At 53.6% G+C, this 20,697-nt stretch carries 19 protein-coding genes; 8 read left to right on the forward strand and 11 right to left on the reverse strand.

The annotated features are described in order from the left end of the window. Positions 1 to 72 precede the first annotated feature (72 nt). The 3 genes from BMY01_RS10585 to BMY01_RS10595 all read right to left on the reverse strand — a co-directional run bounded on the left by BMY01_RS10585 (position 73) and on the right by BMY01_RS10595 (position 2,875). Entirely contained in the window at positions 73 to 1,491 is a 1,419-nt protein-coding gene (locus BMY01_RS10585) for a sensor histidine kinase (RefSeq protein WP_074746949.1), read from the reverse strand. Between the two features lie 26 nt (positions 1,492 to 1,517). After that, positions 1,518 to 1,982, reverse strand: a complete 465-nt coding sequence (locus BMY01_RS10590) for a response regulator transcription factor (protein WP_074746951.1) — start codon at positions 1,980 to 1,982, stop codon at positions 1,518 to 1,520. A 206-nt stretch (positions 1,983 to 2,188) separates the two neighbouring features. Continuing rightward, positions 2,189 to 2,875 carry an alpha/beta hydrolase gene (locus tag BMY01_RS10595; protein ID WP_074746953.1) on the reverse strand — a complete coding sequence of 229 codons (687 nt, stop codon included), beginning with the start codon at positions 2,873 to 2,875 and terminating at the stop codon, positions 2,189 to 2,191. Positions 2,876 to 2,975: 100 nt separating this feature from the next. On the opposite strand from BMY01_RS10595, the gene BMY01_RS10600 reads away from it, so the two are divergent. Further along, positions 2,976 to 4,085: a transglutaminase-like domain-containing protein gene (locus BMY01_RS10600; protein WP_074746955.1), complete on the forward strand. Its 1,110-nt coding sequence runs from the start codon at positions 2,976 to 2,978 to the stop codon at positions 4,083 to 4,085. Positions 4,086 to 4,136: 51 nt separating this feature from the next. On the opposite strand, the gene yjgA is transcribed toward BMY01_RS10600, so the two are convergent. After that, complete coding sequence (gene yjgA, locus BMY01_RS10605) at positions 4,137 to 4,685, reverse strand: ribosome biogenesis factor YjgA (protein WP_074746957.1); 549 nt, start codon at positions 4,683 to 4,685, stop codon at positions 4,137 to 4,139. A 186-nt stretch (positions 4,686 to 4,871) separates the two neighbouring features. On the opposite strand from yjgA, the gene pmbA reads away from it, so the two are divergent. From pmbA to BMY01_RS10620, 3 genes are all read left to right on the forward strand, one after another. Then, positions 4,872 to 6,215 (forward strand): metalloprotease PmbA, encoded by a 1,344-nt coding sequence (pmbA, locus tag BMY01_RS10610; RefSeq protein WP_254772698.1) that lies wholly within the window; start codon positions 4,872 to 4,874, stop codon positions 6,213 to 6,215. Positions 6,216 to 6,391: 176 nt separating this feature from the next. Continuing rightward, positions 6,392 to 7,438 carry a phosphoglycerate mutase gene (locus tag BMY01_RS10615; protein ID WP_074746962.1) on the forward strand — a complete coding sequence of 349 codons (1,047 nt, stop codon included), beginning with the start codon at positions 6,392 to 6,394 and terminating at the stop codon, positions 7,436 to 7,438. A 460-nt stretch (positions 7,439 to 7,898) separates the two neighbouring features. Further along, a complete protein-coding gene (locus BMY01_RS10620) occupies positions 7,899 to 8,633 on the forward strand; it encodes a LuxR family transcriptional regulator (RefSeq protein WP_074746964.1) in 735 nt (244 codons plus the stop codon). A gap of 84 nt (positions 8,634 to 8,717) precedes the next feature. Here BMY01_RS10620 and xth read toward each other — a convergent pair whose 3' ends face one another. Then, positions 8,718 to 9,551, reverse strand: a complete 834-nt coding sequence (gene xth, locus BMY01_RS10625; RefSeq protein ID WP_074746966.1) for an exodeoxyribonuclease III — start codon at positions 9,549 to 9,551, stop codon at positions 8,718 to 8,720. A 264-nt stretch (positions 9,552 to 9,815) separates the two neighbouring features. Between xth and folE the strand changes: the two genes are divergently transcribed. Continuing rightward, positions 9,816 to 10,391 carry a GTP cyclohydrolase I FolE gene (gene folE / locus BMY01_RS10630; protein WP_074706374.1) on the forward strand — a complete coding sequence of 192 codons (576 nt, stop codon included), beginning with the start codon at positions 9,816 to 9,818 and terminating at the stop codon, positions 10,389 to 10,391. Positions 10,392 to 10,587: 196 nt separating this feature from the next. Further along, complete coding sequence (locus tag BMY01_RS10635; RefSeq protein WP_074746968.1) at positions 10,588 to 11,481, forward strand: hypothetical protein; 894 nt, start codon at positions 10,588 to 10,590, stop codon at positions 11,479 to 11,481. Positions 11,482 to 11,594: 113 nt separating this feature from the next. Here BMY01_RS10635 and recN read toward each other — a convergent pair whose 3' ends face one another. Continuing rightward, entirely contained in the window at positions 11,595 to 13,313 is a 1,719-nt protein-coding gene (recN, locus tag BMY01_RS10640) for a DNA repair protein RecN (RefSeq protein ID WP_074746970.1), read from the reverse strand. Between the two features lie 16 nt (positions 13,314 to 13,329). Next, complete coding sequence (locus tag BMY01_RS10645; RefSeq protein ID WP_074746972.1) at positions 13,330 to 14,214, reverse strand: NAD kinase; 885 nt, start codon at positions 14,212 to 14,214, stop codon at positions 13,330 to 13,332. Between the two features lie 267 nt (positions 14,215 to 14,481). Here BMY01_RS10645 and hrcA point away from each other — a divergent pair, with 267 nt between their 5' ends. Together hrcA and hemH are read left to right on the forward strand one after the other, a co-directional pair. After that, the gene (gene hrcA / locus BMY01_RS10650) at positions 14,482 to 15,501 is read left to right on the forward strand and encodes a heat-inducible transcriptional repressor HrcA (RefSeq protein ID WP_074746974.1); all 1,020 of its coding nucleotides are present in this window, start codon (positions 14,482 to 14,484) and stop codon (positions 15,499 to 15,501) included. A gap of 23 nt (positions 15,502 to 15,524) precedes the next feature. After that, entirely contained in the window at positions 15,525 to 16,637 is a 1,113-nt protein-coding gene (gene hemH / locus BMY01_RS10655; protein ID WP_074746976.1) for a ferrochelatase, read from the forward strand. Positions 16,638 to 16,730: 93 nt separating this feature from the next. Here hemH and BMY01_RS10660 read toward each other — a convergent pair whose 3' ends face one another. The 4 genes from BMY01_RS10660 to yajC form a co-directional block, all read right to left on the reverse strand. Then, positions 16,731 to 17,390 carry a DedA family protein gene (locus BMY01_RS10660; protein WP_074746978.1) on the reverse strand — a complete coding sequence of 220 codons (660 nt, stop codon included), beginning with the start codon at positions 17,388 to 17,390 and terminating at the stop codon, positions 16,731 to 16,733. Positions 17,391 to 17,458: 68 nt separating this feature from the next. Next, on the reverse strand, positions 17,459 to 18,391 hold the full coding sequence (gene secF / locus BMY01_RS10665; RefSeq protein ID WP_074746980.1) for a protein translocase subunit SecF: 933 nt from the start codon (positions 18,389 to 18,391) through the stop codon (positions 17,459 to 17,461). Positions 18,392 to 18,433: 42 nt separating this feature from the next. Then, positions 18,434 to 20,278: a protein translocase subunit SecD gene (gene secD, locus BMY01_RS10670; protein ID WP_074746982.1), complete on the reverse strand. Its 1,845-nt coding sequence runs from the start codon at positions 20,276 to 20,278 to the stop codon at positions 18,434 to 18,436. Between the two features lie 69 nt (positions 20,279 to 20,347). Next, positions 20,348 to 20,686 carry a preprotein translocase subunit YajC gene (yajC, locus tag BMY01_RS10675; protein ID WP_074746984.1) on the reverse strand — a complete coding sequence of 113 codons (339 nt, stop codon included), beginning with the start codon at positions 20,684 to 20,686 and terminating at the stop codon, positions 20,348 to 20,350. Positions 20,687 to 20,697 lie beyond the last annotated feature (11 nt).

Consider the following 20,697-nt stretch of genomic DNA (forward strand, 5'->3'; position numbering starts at 1 on the left):
TGCTCCCCCAACCTTTTCCTTTGCCTTCCCTATCCCCTGTTCTCTCTCCGCCCCCATGGGAGAGGGCACATTTCAATGAGTGGAAGCGAGTTCGTTTCCGTCTTTCTCGGAGTCGAGTGAGCGGCTTTGTGAGTTTACAAGATGCGAACTTGGGACTCCAGAGTGCGCCCCCGTTTCAGGAATGGATACCGAGGTTATCGTGGGAAAAATAACGGAAAAAGTTGTCCCGGCATTCTGTTCGCTGGAAATCCTGATCTGTAGTTTGTTGTTTTCGGCCACGGTCTTGACGATCGATAAGCCTATTCCGCTCGAAGTCCTGTTATGCAGTGCCGCCCGCGGAGTGTAAAAGTATTCATCGAAAATATGCGGCAGATCTTTTTCGCCGATCCCTATCCCATGATCGATAACGGTTACGGTACCGTATGAACCTGCGCCTTCAACGGCAGCTACAATTTCTACCGTTGTGTTGTCATATGAATAAGCGATAGCGTTTGAAATGACATTCTCAAGCAGTATTTCAAGCTGATTGGGAATACCTTCAACGACGAAGTCCTGGAGCGATACCTTTACGTCGATATGGCGGGAACTGGCGATCGGCCCTAATTTATCAATGCATTTGTGGATCACTCTTTCAATGCTGATCTGTTCTCTTGCATTGTTGTCACGCGCAGCGGCTTTCAACCGTTCCAGCTTGAGAACATCCAGAATGAGGGCGGCCATGCCGGAAGCACGATGATCGATCTTCGATATCACTTCTCTTATTTCGGGCGATACCTCGCCGCAATATTCTCCTTTTATGAGGTTTATCTTGCTGCGGATAGCATCGAGCGGGGCTTTGAGTTGATGTGTCATCAGCACCGCATAACGGTCTTTCTCCACTTGCGCACGCCTGATTTCCTCGTAGGCATCGACAAGGTTGTGCTCATGAATGCGCACTACAATCGCCAGCCTTGAGACGACATACCAGACAGTGATAAAGAGCACATCGAGCGTAAACATCCACAGGAAAATATTGATCTTGAGCGGACTCAGAACGGATATACCAGGATCGATTGCCAGCGCTATATGCAGCACGTAAAAGAAGGGGGCCGGAGTCGCGATGCTGCCGATAAAATGCACGACTACCGACAGACACAGAAGATCGACAATGATCTGAGCCCAGATATTTATAGCGGGCGAGTTATATTTTGTGTGCCGCTGGAAATCCAGAGCTTGAATGTAAATGACATTTGCAATGAATAATACCAACGTTATCGCAAGCGGCCATCCTTGCTGGTGGGTAATGCCGATTTTCGTAAGCTCATCCGAGGCAATGAGCGCGAATACCTGAAAAAGCAGAAGAACCCCGATAACGCCCCATCGAAAGATAATAAACCATCGAGCATTATTGATTAATACTTCATCGCTGAGCTTGGCGCCATTTGTCCCCACTCCGGAAAGCGCGAAGCGATTTCTGTCGGACAGATTCCAGGAAAACTCGACAACCGCCATGGTTAAAGTCTCCGGGAAATTCTGCTTCAGGGTTCGTTATTCTCCAGCCTGCTACGAATGATCGATAAGAAACTGATTGGCTCGACCGGTTTTTCCATGATCAGAATCCACTCATCAGAGAGGCCAGTGAAATAAGGGCGAATTTCCTCGCCGAGCGAAGTCATGAATATCAGGTGAAGCTCGGGGAAACGTTTGCGTATTTCCACATACGCTTCCAGACCTATATCCATTGTTTCAACCATCACGTCGAGAATTGCCAGATCGGGGGGATTGGTTGAATTCCATAGCGACACCATGAAATCATTCATGGTCTGGTAACTTTCGACTGCATACCCGCTTGCTTCCAGAATACGCCTGACCGTATCCCGAATATCCGGATCATCATCGATATGTGCAATCCGTTGCGCCACTGTGCTTTCTTGAGCTGATGCCGATCCCCGTACCTGGCCCGGGAACTTTTCGGCGTCCTGTTGTTGGATAGACGCATGCATGGCACTTCCTCCAGTCACAATTAAAATACTTGCAAATGCCCCACACTACTCAGTATAGAGTAAGACTGTGTGAAGAATGTTTCAGGTATGTGTTGAAATTTTGTGAAGGCCGTAACCGGGCCGTCGAAGCATCAGGAGGATAAAGCGAGAGACGCGGCCTGCAATTATACTTGCTGTACCTTGATGGATTATGGAGAACAATCCGCTCAGGTCAGCACGCGTTGCAGCCAGTTACGGATATCGTGTATCTCTTCCCTGCAGACAGTGTGCGCCATTCCGTACTCGCGCCATTCCACGGGATAATCCAACCCAAGCAATTGCTCGCGCGATGCAGCAGCCAGGGTTATCGGAATGACATTATCGGCCACACCATGCGCCATAAAGATTGGCATGGCGAAATTGGTACGGTGCGCCTCTTCCACAAGGGTCTGCGGTGCTGGCAGATAACATGAAAGCGCCATGATTCCCGCCAGTTTTTCCGGATAGCGCAAACCGGCGAACAGCGCAAGGGCACCCCCCTGAGAGAAGCCTGCCAGAACGATATTCTCCGGCTTGACCCCTCGCTGCGTTTCGTGGCGCACCAGGGCTTCGACAGCCCGCTGGGACTCTCGCAGGCTTGCCATATTCTCCTGAAGCCCCGCGCTTCCATCGGCAATATCGTAGTCATACCATGCACGCATGACCATTCCCCGGTTGATGCTGACCGGTCTCATGGGTGCATGGGGAAACACGAAACGGACGGCTGGGATGGAAGGCAGCGCAAGCTCATCCACAATGGGTACAAAATCGCTGCCATCGGCCCCCAGGCCATGCATCCAGATGATCGTACGAGTGGGATGAGCGGCCGTTTCCAGCTCGATGGAAGGAAGCAGATCGGGAGAACCGGAAATCATGAGAGAAAATGAAGATCGACCCGTTGACTTGGATGGGCCACGGGATTAGATTCGCACTTTTCGATTCTGATATGCAAGACCATATAGCAGGGAGAGGACTATGAAACGCAGGGATTTTATCAAACTGGCGGGGGTAAGCGCCGCATTATTTCCCATGGCGCCATCAGTATTCGGCCAGCAAGTTGGTCAACCAGTTATTCCACCGCGACGCTACACTTATCGTGTAACTTATAAAATTGATCTTCCGGGGGATGGAAAAAAAGCACGTTTGTGGCTACCGCTGCCGGATACGGAGGATTCTCCCCACCAATTTTCCCAGGGAAGTGTCTGGAGCGGGACCGCAAGCACCGCCAGATTCGAGAACGTTCCCGGAACAACCTCACCCATGTTTTACGCTGAATGGAACCGTAGTGGTCCCCGCAGCGTAACGGTGAGCAGCGTGATCAAAACATCGGACCGCGCTGTCAACCTGGAGCGCTATAGGGAGGGTAATTCGAGCGCGCTTCCCGCGGACGTGAAGCGTTATCTGCAGCCCACCAAATTTATCCCACTGGATGGCATCGTCCGCAAAACTGCGCTATCCATTACCAAGGAAGCCAAAGCCCAATCGCAGCTGCAGAAAGCACGCGCGATATATGACTGGGTAGTCGAAAATTCCTATCGCGACCCGGCGACACGCGGCTGTGGCCGGGGTAACATCAAAGCCATGCTGGAAACCGGCCATCTTGGCGGTAAATGCGCGGATCTGAATGCGTTGTTTGTAGGGCTGGCACGCGCGGCGGGCATTCCCGCGAGGGACAATTATGGAATCCGCATCGATGAGTCCGCGGCGCATAAAACGCTTGGTCAGGCCGACGATATCACCACTGCCCAGCACTGCCGCCCTGAATTTTACCTGGCTGGCCTTGGCTGGGTCCCAGTGGATCCCGCGGATGTGCGGCAATTGGCACTGGATGAAGAACTATCCATTGAACATCCGCGAGTGGTCGAGCTACGCGAAAAACTTTTTGGTTCGTGGGAAATGAACTGGGTGGCGTTCAACCACGGCAGGGATATCAGGCTGGCGCGAGACAGCGTGCTGGGCGAACTGCCATTTTTCATGTACCCTCAGGCCGAAGTAGCGGGACACGAGCGGGACAGCCTTGAACCGGCGGAGTTTGCTTATAAGATAACCTCAGCCCGGCTGGTGGGTACGGGGATCAAGTTTTAGGCCCTGGTTCCAAAAATATCTGTCGCGCCTCCTCGAAAGTTGCACCTGCGATCAGTCGATTCCTTCGCTACGTCTTTCGTCTGTAGCAGCAGGAATGATCTTCTGCAATTCCTGAAATAATGCGCGAAAGCTTTTTGGGGACTTATTTGCGAGCTTCTCCTTCACAGCATTGCGCGCAAGTGCGCGCAACCGCTGCAGGTCTGCATCGGGGTATTTCTGCCCCAGTTCACTGAGGGCTTGCATCTGCTCGTCCGCCATCAAGCGCTCGCGCCAGCGTTCCAACTGATGCAGGCGCGCCGTACTTTCGGCGCTTAAATTTCCCCATAGATCGAGTTTCTTCCGAATAGGTTCCGCATCAACATCGCGCATCAGTTTGCCGATAAGCTGCATCTGTCGGCGCAATGCGCCGTGCTTGCTTATGCGCTTCGCTTCCAGTACAGCCTCCATCAAGGTGTCCGACAGGCCGAGTTCGATCAGACGCCTTGAATCGAGTTGAACAAGCGACTCTCCTATATTCTGGAGAGCGTGCATTTCCTTCTTGCGTTTGGTCTTGCTCGGCCGCGCTTCCCGTTCGGAATTATCTGTCAGATTCTCTTCCAAGGTGCTTCCCAAATTAATAAACTGCTATCATACGTCACTGACACACCATCTGACTCCTCGTGGGCTGCTCTCCCGCTCCTGTGGGCAAGTTGCAGTGCCGGATAGCTACTCAATATAATCCCTATATCCCTATAATCCCTGAACTCCCTGAATTCCCTGAAGTCGCCGCCTATGAATGATAACGCCATGCCTTCACAACGTTTTTCCTATTCGTTTTCAGTGCTTCAGCAAATCGCGCAGGATGTCCTGAACCATGCGCGCAAAGGGGGCGCCAGCGCCTGCGAAACCGATGTTTCAGATGGTTTTGGCCAGAATGTCACGGTACGGCGGGGGCAGGTGGAAACGATAGAGTACAACCGCGACAAGGGATTGTCAGTAACAGTTTATGTGGGGCAGAAGCGCGGGCATGCCAGCACCTCGGATTTTTCGCCGCAGGCGATTAGTGATACGGTTATGGCGGCACTTTCGATTGCCCGACATACCGCCGCCGACGATTGCGCGGGTCTGGCGGATCCCGACTTGCTGGCACGCGAATTTCCCGATCTCGAATTGTATTTTCCCTGGGACTTGCCGGTCGAGCAGGCAATAGAATTGGCGCAAACCTGCGAAGCGGCTGCATTTGCAGTCGATAAGCGCATTACCAATTCCGAAGGAGCCAGCGTCTCGCTGGGCGAATCACAGTTTGTCTACGCAAACAGCCTGGGATTCATGGGGGGCTATCCTTCCTCTCGCCACAGTATCAGCTGTGCGATGATTGCGAGTCATGATGACAGTATGCAGCGTGACTACTGGTACAGCGTGGCGCGTGATGCTTCCGACCTGGAGCATGCCGATGCGGTCGGGGAGAAAGCCGGAACACGCAGTGTCGGGCGCCTAGGCGCGAGGAAAATCACTACCTGCGAAGTTCCCGTTCTGTTCGAGGCGCCCATTGCATCCAGCCTGATCGGGCATTTCGTCGGGGCAGTGAGCGGAGGCAGTCTTTACCGCAAATCCTCATTTCTCCTCGACAGTATCGGCAAGCAAGTATTTGCGCCGGACATCCAGATACGCGAACGGCCGCATCTGAAAAAAGGCCTGGGCAGCGGGCCTTTCGATAATGAAGGGGTGGCGACCCGGGACCGTAACATAGTGGAAAATGGGGTGGTACAAGGCTATTTTCTCGGCAGTTATTCCGCCCGCAAACTGGGACTTGTCACAACCGGGAATGCTGGTGGCAATCATAACCTGGTCCTAGACAATGGCGCCGGGCTGACTTTTGCCGAACTCCTCAGGAAAATGGATAAAGGTGTGCTTGTGACCGAGTTGCTCGGCCACGGCGTAAACAACGTTACCGGGGATTACTCCCGAGGGGCGGCGGGATACTGGGTCGAAGACGGAGAAATCCGTTATCCGGTTGAGGAAATAACGATTGCGGGAAATCTGAAAGACATGTTGGCTGGCATCTCCGCAGCAGGAAACGATGTAATTGTGCGCGGTTCCAAGCAATGTGGTTCATTGCTCATAGATCGGATGATGATTGCTGGCGGCTAGGCGTTCAGGTTGAACACGGGTTTCCTGATTTCGCCTTTCCTCCCTAATCTCGGTCAGATACCTGCGTCTCTTTCTCGTCTTTCTATTTGCTGTTTCTGTACTGTTTTGGTTCTGTTTCTGCCACGCTTTCCACACGTTTGATATTATCCGCCTAAGTTGCCTGAATTGCCTGAATAATGAATCTGCACTTGCTGGTACCGGCGCTCTTCTGGCCAGACCCAGCGCTTCCTGAAATCTACCGCGATCTACCCCTGCCCGGCCTGGAGAATCTGCTGGCAAAATGTTCCGTCACGGAAGATAAATCGGAGGGGATAGAGGCGTGGCTTTGCCGCGCTTTTGGGGCCGCAAAGCAGCAGGATTGGCCGGTTGCGCCCATTACCCTGCAAACCGATAGCGGAGAGGACGGAGAAGCAACAACAACGGAAAACAGTCGCTGGATCCGTGCCGATCCGGTACATTTACGCCTTGAGCGCGATCATATTCTTTTGGCCGACAGCCATGTTTTTCGCATTTCATTGGAAGAAGCCAAGCAGTTCACCGGACTGTTGAACCGCCATTTCGCTGAAAATCAGGGGATAAGACTCTTCCCGCTACAACCGGACCGCTGGTATCTTCGTCTGCTGGAACCGCCCTTGCCCCATACCCATTTACTGAGTGAAGTTGTAAATCGGGATATCCGGAACAAGCTGCCCTTCGGCGCGAACAATACCTTCTGGCGCAGCTTGCTCAATGAAATTCAGATGTTGCTGCACGAGCACCCTCTGAATCAGACTCGCGAGGCGCGCGGAGAGCTTGCAGTCAACAGCGTCTGGTTCTGGGGAGGCGGAACGCTGCCTGAATCGCTTGTTTCGCCCTATACGAATGTCTGGAGCAATGATGTTCTTGCAGTTTCGCTGGCCTCGGCGTGTAATATCGAACACGCCCCGCTTCCTGTTGACGCAACGGTGTGGGAGGCTTCTGTCAGGAGGGGCAGGCATCTGGTGGTGCTGGGTGAATTGCAGGGAAGAGCCCAATATCGGGACGCATACGGCTGGCGCGAAAGTATCAAAGAAATGGAGCGACGCTGGTTTGATCCGCTATGGAGGATGTTCAGGCGCGGACGATTCGATGAGATAATGCTCACGGCGCCTGATGAGAGCAGCAGCAAAAGTTTCACCGCGACACGCAGCGATTCGCGGAAATTCTGGCGCAGGCCCAAGCCCATCCTGGCTTATGGAAAGTGACAGGGAATGCGCCGAAATGTGCCTCTTTTTGCCGTCTTTTCCTCCTTTTGAAAAAGCCGATATTACGCATAATGTCTTAACCTGCCCGTAAAATAAAATACCGATTTTCTGCCACAATATTCCTGAAAGTTCCTGAAAGAGTCCTCGCCCTGCCGGCGGAGATTCAACGCGGCAAGCGTTCAGCATAGATGGTTGTCATAGTTCAGAAACGAAGTCACCCTATACTATTACTATTATTGTCAAGTCAGGATACGTTAAGATAATTTACGCTATAGGGAAGCATTTCCTCCGGCCCGGTTCCATTTGCCATTAAGCGGGAAAGAGCAGGAATAACCGCGGATGGAAGCGTTGACATTTCCGGTAGCAGGAATGCCAGGAGCAGAAATCAGCGGGAACGGTTGGTAAAGGCTTCACATACAATATCTCAGTCCGTAATGCGGAGTATTATGAGAGGGAAATCATGGATAATTTGACCTTATTCGAATCATTGCTGAATTGCGATTCGGTGGACGAATTGCACAGCGCTACCACAACCATTGCCCGGGCAATGGGATTCGAGCATTTTCTGTATGGTGTTCAGGTGAACACTTCTCTTACCCGTCCTTATCGCTTCATCCTCAGTTGTTATCCGGAGGAATGGCGTAAACATTACGACAAGGAAGGTTATGCCAATTTCGATCCTACGGTTTCGCATTGCGCCAGAACGTCCATTCCGATCGTATGGAAGAAAGAGATTTTCAAGGGGCGCAAGGAGGCGCGCGTAAGGAACGAGGCCAAGGATTGCGGACTGGTCAGTGGAGCGAGTTTTTCGGTTCATGGAGGACGCGGCGAAGCGGCCATGTTGAGCCTGGCTACTTCCAGGGAGTCGCGTGAGGCACAGATTGACATTCTGGGGACAATGGGTAAAGCACAACTGCTAACCTGCTATCTGCATGAAGCGGTGCAGCGCATTGTTCTCAGTAAAGGCCCGCTACCCGTGAAGAAGATCAACCTGACGGAAAGGGAACAGGAATGTCTGCTATGGGCCGCAGAGGGTAAAACCGGATGGGAAATCGCCAACATCGTCAATATTTCCGAACGGACAGTAACTTTTCATCTGCAGAATGCCGCCCAGAAACTGGGGGTTGTCAATCGCCAGCAAGCCATATCACGTGCGCTCTCCATGGGTCTGATCGAGCCCCGTACAATTCGCTAGCGCGCGTTGCTGTCTGAGGCTGCCTTACCAGTCAGCCTTCCCGTTCTTATCGAAGATGATCTGCAAGGAGCTGTAACTGACTTCTCATCCCTCGCTTGCGGAGACGCAGATGACGGCTTCTGATTCCGACCTCCTGTCCTTTTCCTGCGCGATGGCGCCAAGCTCCACTATTACCGGTGCATGATCGGACGGCCGCTCCAGCCTGCGGGTAGCCTTGTCTATGACACAAGCCGTGCACATGCTCGCAAGCTCACGGCTCAGCAGAATGTGGTCTATGCGCAAACCCATATTGCGGCGGAAAGCCATCATTCGATAATCCCACCAGGTATACGATTTCTCAGGCTGATCGAACAGACGAAAGCTGTCAATAAAGCCGAGATCGAGCACTTCGCGGAAGGCCGCGCGCTCCAGCTCGCTGAACAGGACTTTTCCTTCCCATAACTTGCTGTCGTGTACATCGCAGTCTTCCGGAGCGATATTGAAGTCTCCCAGTACCACCAGCTTCCGGTGCCTGCTCAACATCTCGCGCAGCCATTCCCGCAGGGCTGCAAGCCACCTCAACTTGTATTGATACTTCTCGGATGTAACGTGCTCCCCATTGGGAACATAAATGCAAACGATGCAAACGTCGTCGTGAACTCCACCGAGAAGACGCTTTTGCGGATCCTCAAAGCCGGGTATGCCGGTAATGACTTCGCTCATCGCCTGCCTGCTAAGCAGCGCGACCCCATTGTATGTTTTCTGGCCAGAATAGATTGTCTGATAGCCCGCAGCCGCAATCTCGCTTACGGGGAAATGCTCATCCTGCAGCTTGGTCTCCTGGAGGCACAACACGTCCGGCTGATTCAATGCCAGCCATTCCAGAACCTGCGGAAGGCGAACTTTAAGAGAATTTACGTTCCAGGTGGCTATCTTCATGTTCTTTGCTCTGCTTCTGCTTGGGCTGAAGTATATCCATTATTCAAAATACTGAACAGTTATCAATTCGCCTTGTGCTATCATGAAAACGTGTTGCAGCGCGGGTTCAACGTTTCGGTATCGATTTCTGACGTGAATACAGACCCAGTGCCCGGATCTTCCGGCCCTCGCAGCGCACTTCAGCTGGGGTTTGCTGACAGTGATATGGGGCCGATATGTGGCTTATACATATCCCCCTCTCGATAGAATAAAGGCGTGGTGAACATGGATTCAAGTGATTCAGAATTCGGGATCGGCGATTGGCAGCGGCTGTTGCGCTCCCTCGGCGAAGACCCTAGTCGCCAGGGCCTGCGTGAAACGCCGGGGCGCGTGGCACGCGCGTGGGCTCACTGGACGCGCGGGTACAAGCAGGATCCGGCAGCGATCCTCAAGACGTTCGCAGACGGCGGCGAAAGCTACGACGAATTGATCGTGGTGAGACAGATACCCGTTTACTCGCACTGCGAACACCACCTAGCCCCCTTTTTTGGCCATGCAACCATCGGGTATCTACCGAGCGGTCATATCGTCGGGTTGTCCAAATTGACGCGACTGGTTAACTGTTTTGCCGCCCGCCTGCAGGTACAGGAACGCCTGACTCAGCAGGTTGCACAATCCCTGCTGGAACACCTGCAACCGAAGGCGGTCGGCGTCATTCTCCGCTGCCGCCACATGTGCATGGAGTCGAGGGGAATTGCCGTTGCCGGGGAAGAAACGGTAACGTCGGCCATGCTGGGCGATCTGAAAACGAATGCGGCGCAGCGTGCCGAGTTTCTGGCATTGGCCGAGTCGCACGAGTAACCTAAGGAACGGCTGAACAACTTTTCCCGCAAAAAACACTCCGCTTCCCAGGTGCTGATTGACATACTGGGATTCCCAGGAAGCATCTGCTCCAATGCCCTATCGGCATTCCGACGCCAGTCACATTTCCTTCATTTTATTTTGTTATAAGCAGTCTGCAGGATCCTCATGCCCACTAACCGGAGCCCCGAAACCTATGGCATCAGCAAGATACCTCTCCATTTTTTCTCCCGCGACAAAGCAGCAAAGACGGGAAAATTTTGATAACTATTGGGAATTTACCCAGCAACATGGTGGACAATTTTTCGAGGATGACAAAGACCTGGAAAAAAAACGCGCCAGACTCAAGCATTTTCGGGATCATCCGGTCAATTTGCGCCAACCTCTTGCCAATCCCGAAGCCTTTTATCGTAATTATGTCGAGATGCAGGATGATCCTTCGTCCCTGGATCGCACGACGCTAATGCTGACATGTATCTACAAATTCGCAAGACACGAGTGGGTAGGAATAAAGGCGGCCTGGGATGCCGTTCCCGCCATGGCATCTTCATACACGGTGGAAGATAAAATCAGCCGGGTGCATTTAGCGGAAGAGTTCTGCCACATACGGCTTTTTGACGAAATGTTGCGTACCTGCGGCCTCGATGAGGTGGAATGGGTGCCTTTAGATCCGATCAAGGAAAAGATTTACGAGCAGTTTCCCAAGTTTCCGGAACTTTTGATGGCCCCTCCCGCTTTTGTGACTGAATTGATGGGAGTAACCTTTTATTGCCATTTGTACCGACTGTTCGATGAGGTATTGGCCGAGGAACCCGAAGTTTGTCAGCGGCTAAAAGAACTGTTGGATGAAATTACCATTGATGAGGTAGCGCATGTAGGGCAGCGCAGAAATTTTATCGGGCCGATAGGCATGAAAATATCGAAAGCACTGCTTAAGCCGTTTTATATATTGTTTTTTAACGATATTCCTGAAATCAGACAGTTGCTCAATGTTAACCGGATGATCAAGGATGGTATTACCTTTGATTTTAATCAATTGCCTGCACATATAATCCAGCGCAGCTGGGTTCCCTCATACTGCAAAGCCTGAAAACAGGAGTGGCAAGATGAGCCGGGTATCCTGTCCAGCACCATCCGCCTCACACATCGCTACCGCAAACCCTCACATTATTCAGGCACGAGACACGATGAAATGGCGTTCTATCATGTAGTTGGATGCATTGGTGATTGATCAGTGCCGTCTGCTTCCCCGGCGGAAAGCAGCATCTCCGCAGCATGGCTACGAGTCGTATCTGTAATTTTCGTCCCGCCGAGCATGCGCGCAATTTCCTCGACCCGCTCCTGTCTGTCGAGCGCAACTATACGGCTTGTCACTTTTCCTCCACTTGCAGAATCAGCTGATTTGCTCACCCGCCATTGATTATCTCCGGCCGATGCAACTTGCGCCAAGTGGGTGATGCACAACACCTGCCGCTCCCGGCCCAGCCTTTTCAGCAGGGTGCCCACGATTTCTGCCACCCGCCCGCCGATTCCTACATCCACCTCGTCAAAGATCAAAGTGGGAACCGTACCGAGCTTGGCAGTAATCACGCTGATCGCCAGACCGATGCGCGACAATTCCCCCCCCGACGCCACCTTTGCGAGCGGACGCAATGGCAGGGTCTTGTGGGCCGCAACCTGAAACTCGATCTGTTCCAGGCCATGTAACGTTCCCTGCTCGAGAGGCAGCAATGCCGCCGAAAATTCACCCCCGGCCATCGCCAGCGTTTGCATTGCGGCGGTAACCTGTTGACTTAAGGTACTGGCAGCGGTTGACCTCTCGATAGTCAATTTTTTTGCAAGTTCACTATATTCACTGCTCGCAACGGCTTCCTCCCTTGCCAGGGATTCCCCATCTCCCTTGTGCCCCAATGCTTGCAGCCGTTCGGTAAAGCCTTTCAACAGTTCAGGTAGCTCTTCCGGCGTCACCCGATACTTCCGCGCCGCGGTATGAATCTCCGCCAACCGTTCCTCGACCTCCGACAAGCGCTGGGGATCCAATTCCAGCCGCTGCTGATAGCGGCCCAGCTCATACACGGCTTCCTGCAACTGGATCTGGCCTGGTTCAAGTAAATCGAGAACCGCTTTCAGGGTCTGGTCGTAATCCACCATTTGATGCAACCGGGAAATCACCGAGTTGATCTGCGATAGGACTGCGAACTCACCCTCGGACAATGCTTCGAGCCCTGCCTGAGCCGTCGCCAGCAGACTGGCGGCATTGGACAAGCGGCTGTGTTCCGCCTGCAGGCTTTCCCATTCATCATTTGAGAAATTCAGGGTAGAAAGCTCGTTTACCTGCCACTCCAGTTCTTCCCGCTCACGCACGAAAGCGGCTGCATTCTGCTCCCATGCCTCGCGCTGCTGCCGCGCTGTCTGCCATCGACGGTACACTTCCGCCACTTGCCTGGCCAACGGCTTGCTCCCGGCATAAGAATCGAGCAGTTCACGCTGCACTTCACTGCGCAACATGGACTGATGAACGTGCTGCCCCTGAATGTCTACGAGACTTTCCCCGATCGCCCGCAATTGTTGCAAAGTAGCGGAGTTTCCATTGATGAAACTGCGCGAGCGGCCACCTGCGTCCACCAATCTGCGCAACAAACAGACACCCTCTTCTTCCGGGTTTTCGAATCCGTTTTCATGCAACCAGGCAATCACGTCGGGCAGGCCCGCTACCTCGAATTCCGCGCTGATTTCCGCGCGCTCGCAGCCGTTGCGGACCGCACTCGCATCACTCCGCTCTCCCAGCACGAGTGAGAGTGCATCAATCAGAATGGATTTGCCGGCGCCGGTTTCCCCGGTAAGGACGGTAAAGCCGGGAGAAAATTCCAGGTCTATCCGATCAACGATGACAAAATCACGAATACCAAGAAACTTCAACATAGAAACTCCACAACGTTCAGGTCGGGTTTCTGGGAAGACCGCTCCAACCCAGTTTCTCCCGCAACATGCGGTAGTAGCTGTGGTCGGAAGGATGCAGCAACGTTACCCTATGAGGCGAGCGCCGAACCATCACCTTGTCGTTTTCCTCCAGGTCGAAATGAGAATGACTGTCGAAATGAACACGTGCAACCGCTGTACGCTGCATCAGGATTTCCACCACCGCCTCCGGTCCGACAACGATCGGACGATTGCTCAACGTATGCGGACTGACCGGCACCAGCGCAACCAGATCGAGGCTCGGATGCAGTATAGGGCCTCCTGCTGACAATGCATACGCTGTCGAGCCGGTTGGCGTGGCAACAATCAGACCGTCGGAACGTAGCAAACAAACATATTCGTCGTTGATGCGCACTTCAAATTCGATCATGTTGCCGCCGATTCCCCGGTTGACAGCCACGTCGTTCAGCGCCAGACCGCCGAAGGTGGTGACATTGCTGCGCGCCACCTCCGCGTAAAGCAGCATACGCTGCTCCGTAATATATTGACCTTCGAGGATGGCACCAAGCGTTTGCTGCATGGTAACAATGGACAGGTCTGTAAGAAAGCCGAGGCGTCCCTGATTGATGCCGACCAGCGGCACATTGAAGGGCGCAAGCTTCCGCGCGATATTGAGCATGGTACCGTCGCCGCCCAGGACGATTGCGAGGTCGGCGCGGCTGCCGATCTCCTCCATGGCTACAGCCGGATAGCTATCCTCACCCATGCTTGCAGCGGTGAGGTTGTCGAACAGCACAGTGAGGTTCCGGCTTTGCAGATAGCGCGCCAAACTCGACAACGGTGTTACGATGCCGGGGTTCTTGTGCTTGCCTATCAGTGCTACTGTCTGGAAGGAAGAACTCATTCTATTGAATAATACCCTTAGCTACTTCTGCTACTTCTCCTACCTCCGAGCCGCGAAATGGCTCTTCTCCTGCCGAGATTAAACCATATCGGCAGGAAGGTGACAAAGGGTTCCCATGGAAGGATGTCCTGCCCGCCTCACTCTGTCCGGCTCATGCCGCAAATCCTTATGGAATCTTTTCACCCGATTGAAGATCAAAAGATGAGGTGCTGTTCCTTTTGGCGGGAACAGAAGGCTGAAAATGAAATCCTGGTGTAGAATATCCGTATGCTGAACAAACGCGCACAGATTTTGCTTAAGACTCTGGTGGAACGCTATATAAGCGAAGGCCAGCCGGTGGGATCACGCTCGCTCTCAAAATTTTCCGGGCTGGACCTCAGCGCGGCCACGATTCGAAACGTAATGGCGGATCTCGAGGAAATGGGCTTGGTTGCCAGCCCGCACGCCTCTGCCGGCCGTATACCTACTCATCAGGGCTACCGTTTTTTTGTGGATACGCTGCTGGTGGTCAAACCTCTGGATGTCATCCAGATTCATCAATTGGAGGATCAGCTCCATCCGGACAATCCTTCACGGTTGATCAACTCCGCCTCGCAATTACTGGCCGAACTCACCCGCTTTGCCGGGGTAGTAGTCAGCCCCAAGCGTAACAGCGCCATATTCCGTTATATAGAATTCATGTCGCTGTCGGAAAAACGTGTTCTGCTCATCATTGTCACTCCGGAAGGAGACGTTCAAAATCGCGTGCTTTTCACCGACAGGAATTACAGTCAGTCTGAACTGACGGAAGCGGCGAATTTCATCAACCACAATTATGCCGGTTACGCCATCGATGAGATCCGCACTCGTCTGCAAAGTGAACTGAAGCAGTTGCGCCAGGACATGACCTCTCTGATGACCGCCGCCATCGATGCGGGCGATGCGGCAATCAGAGAAAACAGCGAGGCCGTAATAGTGGCTGGTGAACGCAAGCTTCTGGATGTACAGGATTTATCCAGCAATATGGCAAGCCTGAAAAAGCTGTTCGATCTGTTCGAACGCAAGACCGCGTTGCTGCAGTTGCTGGAATTCAGCCGCAAGGCGGAAGGTGTGCAAATCTTTATCGGGGAAGAGTGCGGAGTCGTCACAATGGATGAATTCAGCGTTGTTACGGCGCCTTACAGGGTGGATGGGAAAATGGTCGGTACGGTTGCCGTCATCGGCCCTACCCGGATGGCTTACGAGCGTGTCATTCCTGTCGTGGATATGACGGCACGGCTGCTGTCGAGCGCATTGTCCCTGCATTAAGGAATCTCCGGAATCATCCCGCCTTGATTTCCCCCGAGTCTGCTCCCCATCCAGATGTATCCAGCCAGACTGGCGTCCTGCTGATCAATCTCGGCACGCCGGATGCGCCCACTCCAGAGGCGCTACGTCCTTATCTCAAGCAGTTCCTCAGCAATCCCCGCGTTATAGAATTGCCGCAGTGGCTGTGGTGGCCCATCCTCAACGGCATCATACTCAATACCCGACCAAAAAAATCGGCGGAAAAGTATGCGCAGGTGTGGATGCCGGAAGGCTCACCGCTCAAGGTTCACACTGCCCGCCAGACCCGGCTGCTCCAGGATTTCCTGGCAAAACGCCTTCATCCCGCGCCTGTGGTGCAATACGCAATGAGCATAGGCAGCCCTTCAATAGCTGAAATGCTGGAGCGCTTCCGGGAACAGGGTTGCGAGCGGCTGCTCGTACTGCCGCTCTACCCCCAATACGCTGCCAGCAGTACTGCTTCAGCCTTCGATGAAATATTCGCGCAACTGGCAAAACTACGTAATATTCCCGCTGTGCGCACAGTGAAACATTATCACGATCATCCAGGGTACATCGCTGCGCTCGCAAACCACGTGCGTGACCACTGGGCAAGAGCGGGCAGGCCAGATCAACTCGTGATGAGCTTTCATGGCATACCCCAATCGTCCGTGGACAAAGGGGACCCGTACCAGGATGAATGTCGGAAAACGGGCCTCTTACTGGCAAAGGCGCTGGAATTGGACGCAAACCAGTATCAGCTCTGCTTTCAATCCCGCTTTGGCAGGGCGGAATGGCTGAGGCCTTACACGGCCGATACCTTGGAGCAGCTAGGCAGGCAAGGGACAGGGCGTATCGATGTCGTCTGCCCCGGTTTTGTCTCCGACTGCCTTGAAACCCTCGAAGAAATCGCCATGGAGGGCAAAACCATTTTTATCCAGGCCGGAGGACATCAGTTCCATTACATTCCCTGCCTGAATGAACGCGATAACTGGATACACGCATTGGGTGACATTACCCTTGCCAATCTACAGGGATGGATGAGCCCTGGCTTTGAGGATAAAGGATCCAGCAAGGATGAGGAGGTTATCGCTTTATCGCAAGGGGAGGCATCGTCGACCGACAAGAATGTCGATTAATGTAACAACCCTTTCCATCCTTTCTGCCTTTCTGCAGCATCCGCAAATCGGGTTCCGATTTATCGAGGTCCGATTTGTCCGCTTGCCGTCGTTCTAGCGGGTACGGACCGCGGCGCGATTTCCGAGCCAGCCCCGCATGAACTGGATCAATCCGGGAAGGATGGAAATGATAATGATGCCGAAAATGAAGAAAGCCAGATTATTCTTTACTATCGGCACATTGCCAAAGAAGAAACCCCCGAACACGAAGAAACTGATCCAGAAAATGCTGCCGAAGGCGCTGTAAGCCATGAAACGGGGATAGACCATTCGTCCTATACCCGCAACAAACGGCGCAAAGGTACGGATGATAGGCAGAAAACGTGCAAAGATGATTGTCTTTCCACCATGCCTGGCATAAAAGGCCTCGGTTTTTTCCAGATGGGCGCGATTCAATAGGCGCGAATCGGTCCGCCTGAATATTCTCGGGCCGAAATAGCGCCCGATCCAGTAATTCGTATTATCTCCGCAGAATGCTGCCAGCATGAGCAGCGCTGCCAGCCCGGTTACCTCGATCGCGCCTGTAGCTGCGATGGCGCCTGCGACAAACAGCAGCGAATCCCCTGGCAGGAACGGTGTCACCACCAAGCCTGTTTCACAAAAAATTATCAGGAACAGTATGAGATAAACCCAACTGCCATAATTTTCGACCAACCAGATCAGGTGTTTATCCAGGTGGAGGATGATGTCGATAAAGGTGGCAATAATTTCCAAAATGGACTGAATGGATATGAAAGGCCCCCCGGAGGGAAAAGCCTGAGTTTTGATTTATGGATTCCGGTTCAAGGTACTGCTTCCGGTTCAGATTTCTTTTCGGGTTTGACAATATCCTTGCGCGAAACACCTAATAGCATGAGAAGGGGGCTTGCGACCAGCACAGAGGAATAAATGCCAAACAGAATGCCGATGGTGAGCGCCAGAGCGAAGTAATGCAGTGACTCGCCGCCGAAAAGCAGCATCGATACCACGACCATCTGGGTGCTGCCATGCGTGATGATGGTACGCGACATGGTGCGGGTTATGGCGTTGTCGATGACTTGCGCCACCGACGCCCGGCGCATTTTGCGGAAATTTTCGCGTATCCGGTCGAATACCACCACCGATTCGTTTACCGAATACCCCAGAATCGCCAGTATGGCGGCAAGAACCGTGAGTGAAAACTCCCATTGGAAGAATGCGAAAAATCCCAGGATAATCACAACGTCATGCAGGTTGGCGATGATGCCGGAAACGCCGAATTTCCACTCGAACCGCATTGCCAGATAAGCGACGATCCCCAGCGACACAATCAGCAAGGCCAGTGCGCCGTTTTCCACCAGTTCCTTGCCCACTTGCGGGCCCACAAACTCTACCCGGCGCAACTCCGCCGTCTCATCATCCGCGTGCAACGCGGCGATCACTGTCTCGGAAAGCTTTGCGCTCGACATGTCGGCTTTGGCTGGCAGGCGTATCAGCACATCCCGGGAGGTGCCGAAATTCTGCACGCTGGCGTCAGCCATTCCGAGTTTGATCAAGGTGCCTCGGATGCGGTTGAGATCCGCCGGCTGGGTATAGCTGACTTCCATAACCGTTCCGCCGGTAAAATCCACCCCCAGATTCAACCCCTTGGTAACAAGGAAAAATACCGCCGCGATAAAAGTAACCAGGGAAATGGTCGTCGTATATTTCCCCCAGCTCATGAAAGGGATGTCGCGCTTGAACCTGAAAAATTCCATTGATGACCCTTATTCTCTCAAAAGGTACGCTTTTTTCCGTTGTCAGCGCTTGTTGGTCACAGGCTTCCAAACCTGTCCAATGGAAACCCGCTCCAGTTTGCGGCGGCTGCCGTATACCAGATTGACGAATCCGCGCGAGACCATCACCGCGCTGAACATGGAAGTCAGGATGCCCAAGCACAGCACGACAGCAAATCCCTTTATCGGGCCCGACCCGAACGCAAACAAAGCGATACCCGCAATCAGGGTAGTGATGTTGGAATCGAGAATGGTCGCCCAGGCACGCTCGTAGCCGGCGTTTATCGCGGCTTGGGGCGCCATGCCCTCTCTCAGTTCATCGCGTATGCGCTCGTTGATGAGCACATTGGCATCAATGGCCATCCCCAAGGTAAGCGCAATAGCAGCCATGCCGGGCAGCGTGAGCGTTGCCTGCAGAATCGAAAGAAGACCGACCAGCAGCAGCAGGTTGACCCCGAGCGCCAGCACCGAGATGAAACCGAATACCAGATAATAGATGGTCATGAAAACAGCGATGGCGGCAAAGCCATAGAGCGTGGAGTTAAATCCGCTCTCGATGTTTTCCGCGCCTAGGCTCGGACCCACGGTTCGCTCCTCGACGATATCCATGGGAGCAGCCAGCGCCCCTGCGCGCAGCAGCAATGCCACATCCCGTGCTTCCTCGGAAGTCATGCGACCGCTGATCTGCACTCTCCCGCCGCCGATTTCTTCCCGGATCACCGGTGCGGTGATCACTTCGGCCTGGTTTTTCTCGATTAGCAGAATGGCCATGCGCTTGCCGACGTTATCGTGGGTAAGCTGCTGGAAAATGCGGGCGCCGCTGTTATCCAGATTGAGGTGGACCGCGGGCTGGTTATTGTTGTCGAAGCCCGGTTGCGCATCGTTGATCCGGTCACCTGTGAGCACTACCTGTTTTTTTACCAGCAACGGCCCGCCTCCGCGTTCGCTGTACAGCTCGGAGCCAAAGGGAATCTGTCCCCTCAACGCCGCGCTGAGGTCGTGTTCCTCGTCAACCATGCGGACTTCAAGTGTCGCAGTGCGCCCCAGAATATCCTTGGCTTTGGCGGTATCCTGCACACCGGGCAGTTGGACCACCACCCGATCCGCCCCGGCTTGCTGAATGATGGGCTCAGCCACCCCGAGCTCGTTGACACGATTGCGCAGGGTCGTGATGTTCTGCTGTACCGCGGCGTCCTGGATGCGCTTCTGCGCCTCCGGCCTCAATGTGGCCGCCAGATGGAACTCGGTGCCGACATTCTCTTCCCGCAAATCCAGGTCAGGATAGTTCTTCTTGATTTCCGCCTCTGCCTGCGTGCGCGATTCTACATTGCGGAATTTGACGACGATCAGCGAGCCACGCTTGTCGAGTCCCGCATAGGGAATTTTTTTCTCCCGCAGACTGCCGCGGATATCGGAACTGAAGCGGTCGAGGGCTTTGGAGAGGGCGCCTTTCATATCCACTTCCAGCAGAAAATGGACGCCGCCGCGGAGATCGAGCCCAAGATACATCGGCAGTGCGCCGACGCTGGTCAGCCATTGGGGAGAATTGGGCAGGAGATTCAGTGCCACCATGTAGCCGTTGCCCAGCAGCGACTGGAGCGCATCCCTGGCCCTGATCTGCGTATCGGTATCGGTAAAGCGCACCTTGATGCTGCCCCCCTCCAGAAACATGCCGGTGGTGGGGAGATCGGCTTTTTTAAGCGCCTCTTCGACGCGATTCAGCAACCCGGTATCAGCCTTGGCTGCATTCCTCAAGGGCGAAATCTGCACCGCCGGCGACTCTCCATAGAAGTTCGGCAGGGTATAGAGCAGGCCAAGCAGTATCGAAACCGCGATAAAGAGATATTTCCAGGCAGGGTAGCGGTTCATGTTTTCGGAGTAGCCAGAGGAGGAGAAGGGCGAAGCGACCGCGCCATACAGCGTTTACAATAGTTTCAATTATTCTTTTTCGATGGTGTTCAATGTTCCCTTGGGGAGCAGGGTTTGAACAGCCGACTTCTGTATGACAACCTGCACATTCTCGGCAACCTGCAAGATGATGTAATTTCCACTGATCTTGGTTACCCGACCCAGCACGCCCGACGCAGTCGCCACTTCATCGCCTTTTTGCAACGCCTCGATCATCAGCTTCTGTTCCTTGGCGCGCTTCGCCTGCGGACGAATCAGCAACAGGTAAAACACGACGAATATGGCGATCAGCGGGAGCAGACTCATGAAATCGGCCCCGGGTGGCGCGGCGGGTGCGGTGGCCTGAGCGTAGGCTGCACTAATCAACATGGCATTCTCCG

The sequence above is a fragment of the Nitrosospira multiformis genome (assembly GCF_900110185.1).
In the GTDB taxonomy this organism is placed as follows: domain Bacteria; phylum Pseudomonadota; class Gammaproteobacteria; order Burkholderiales; family Nitrosomonadaceae; genus Nitrosospira; species Nitrosospira multiformis_A.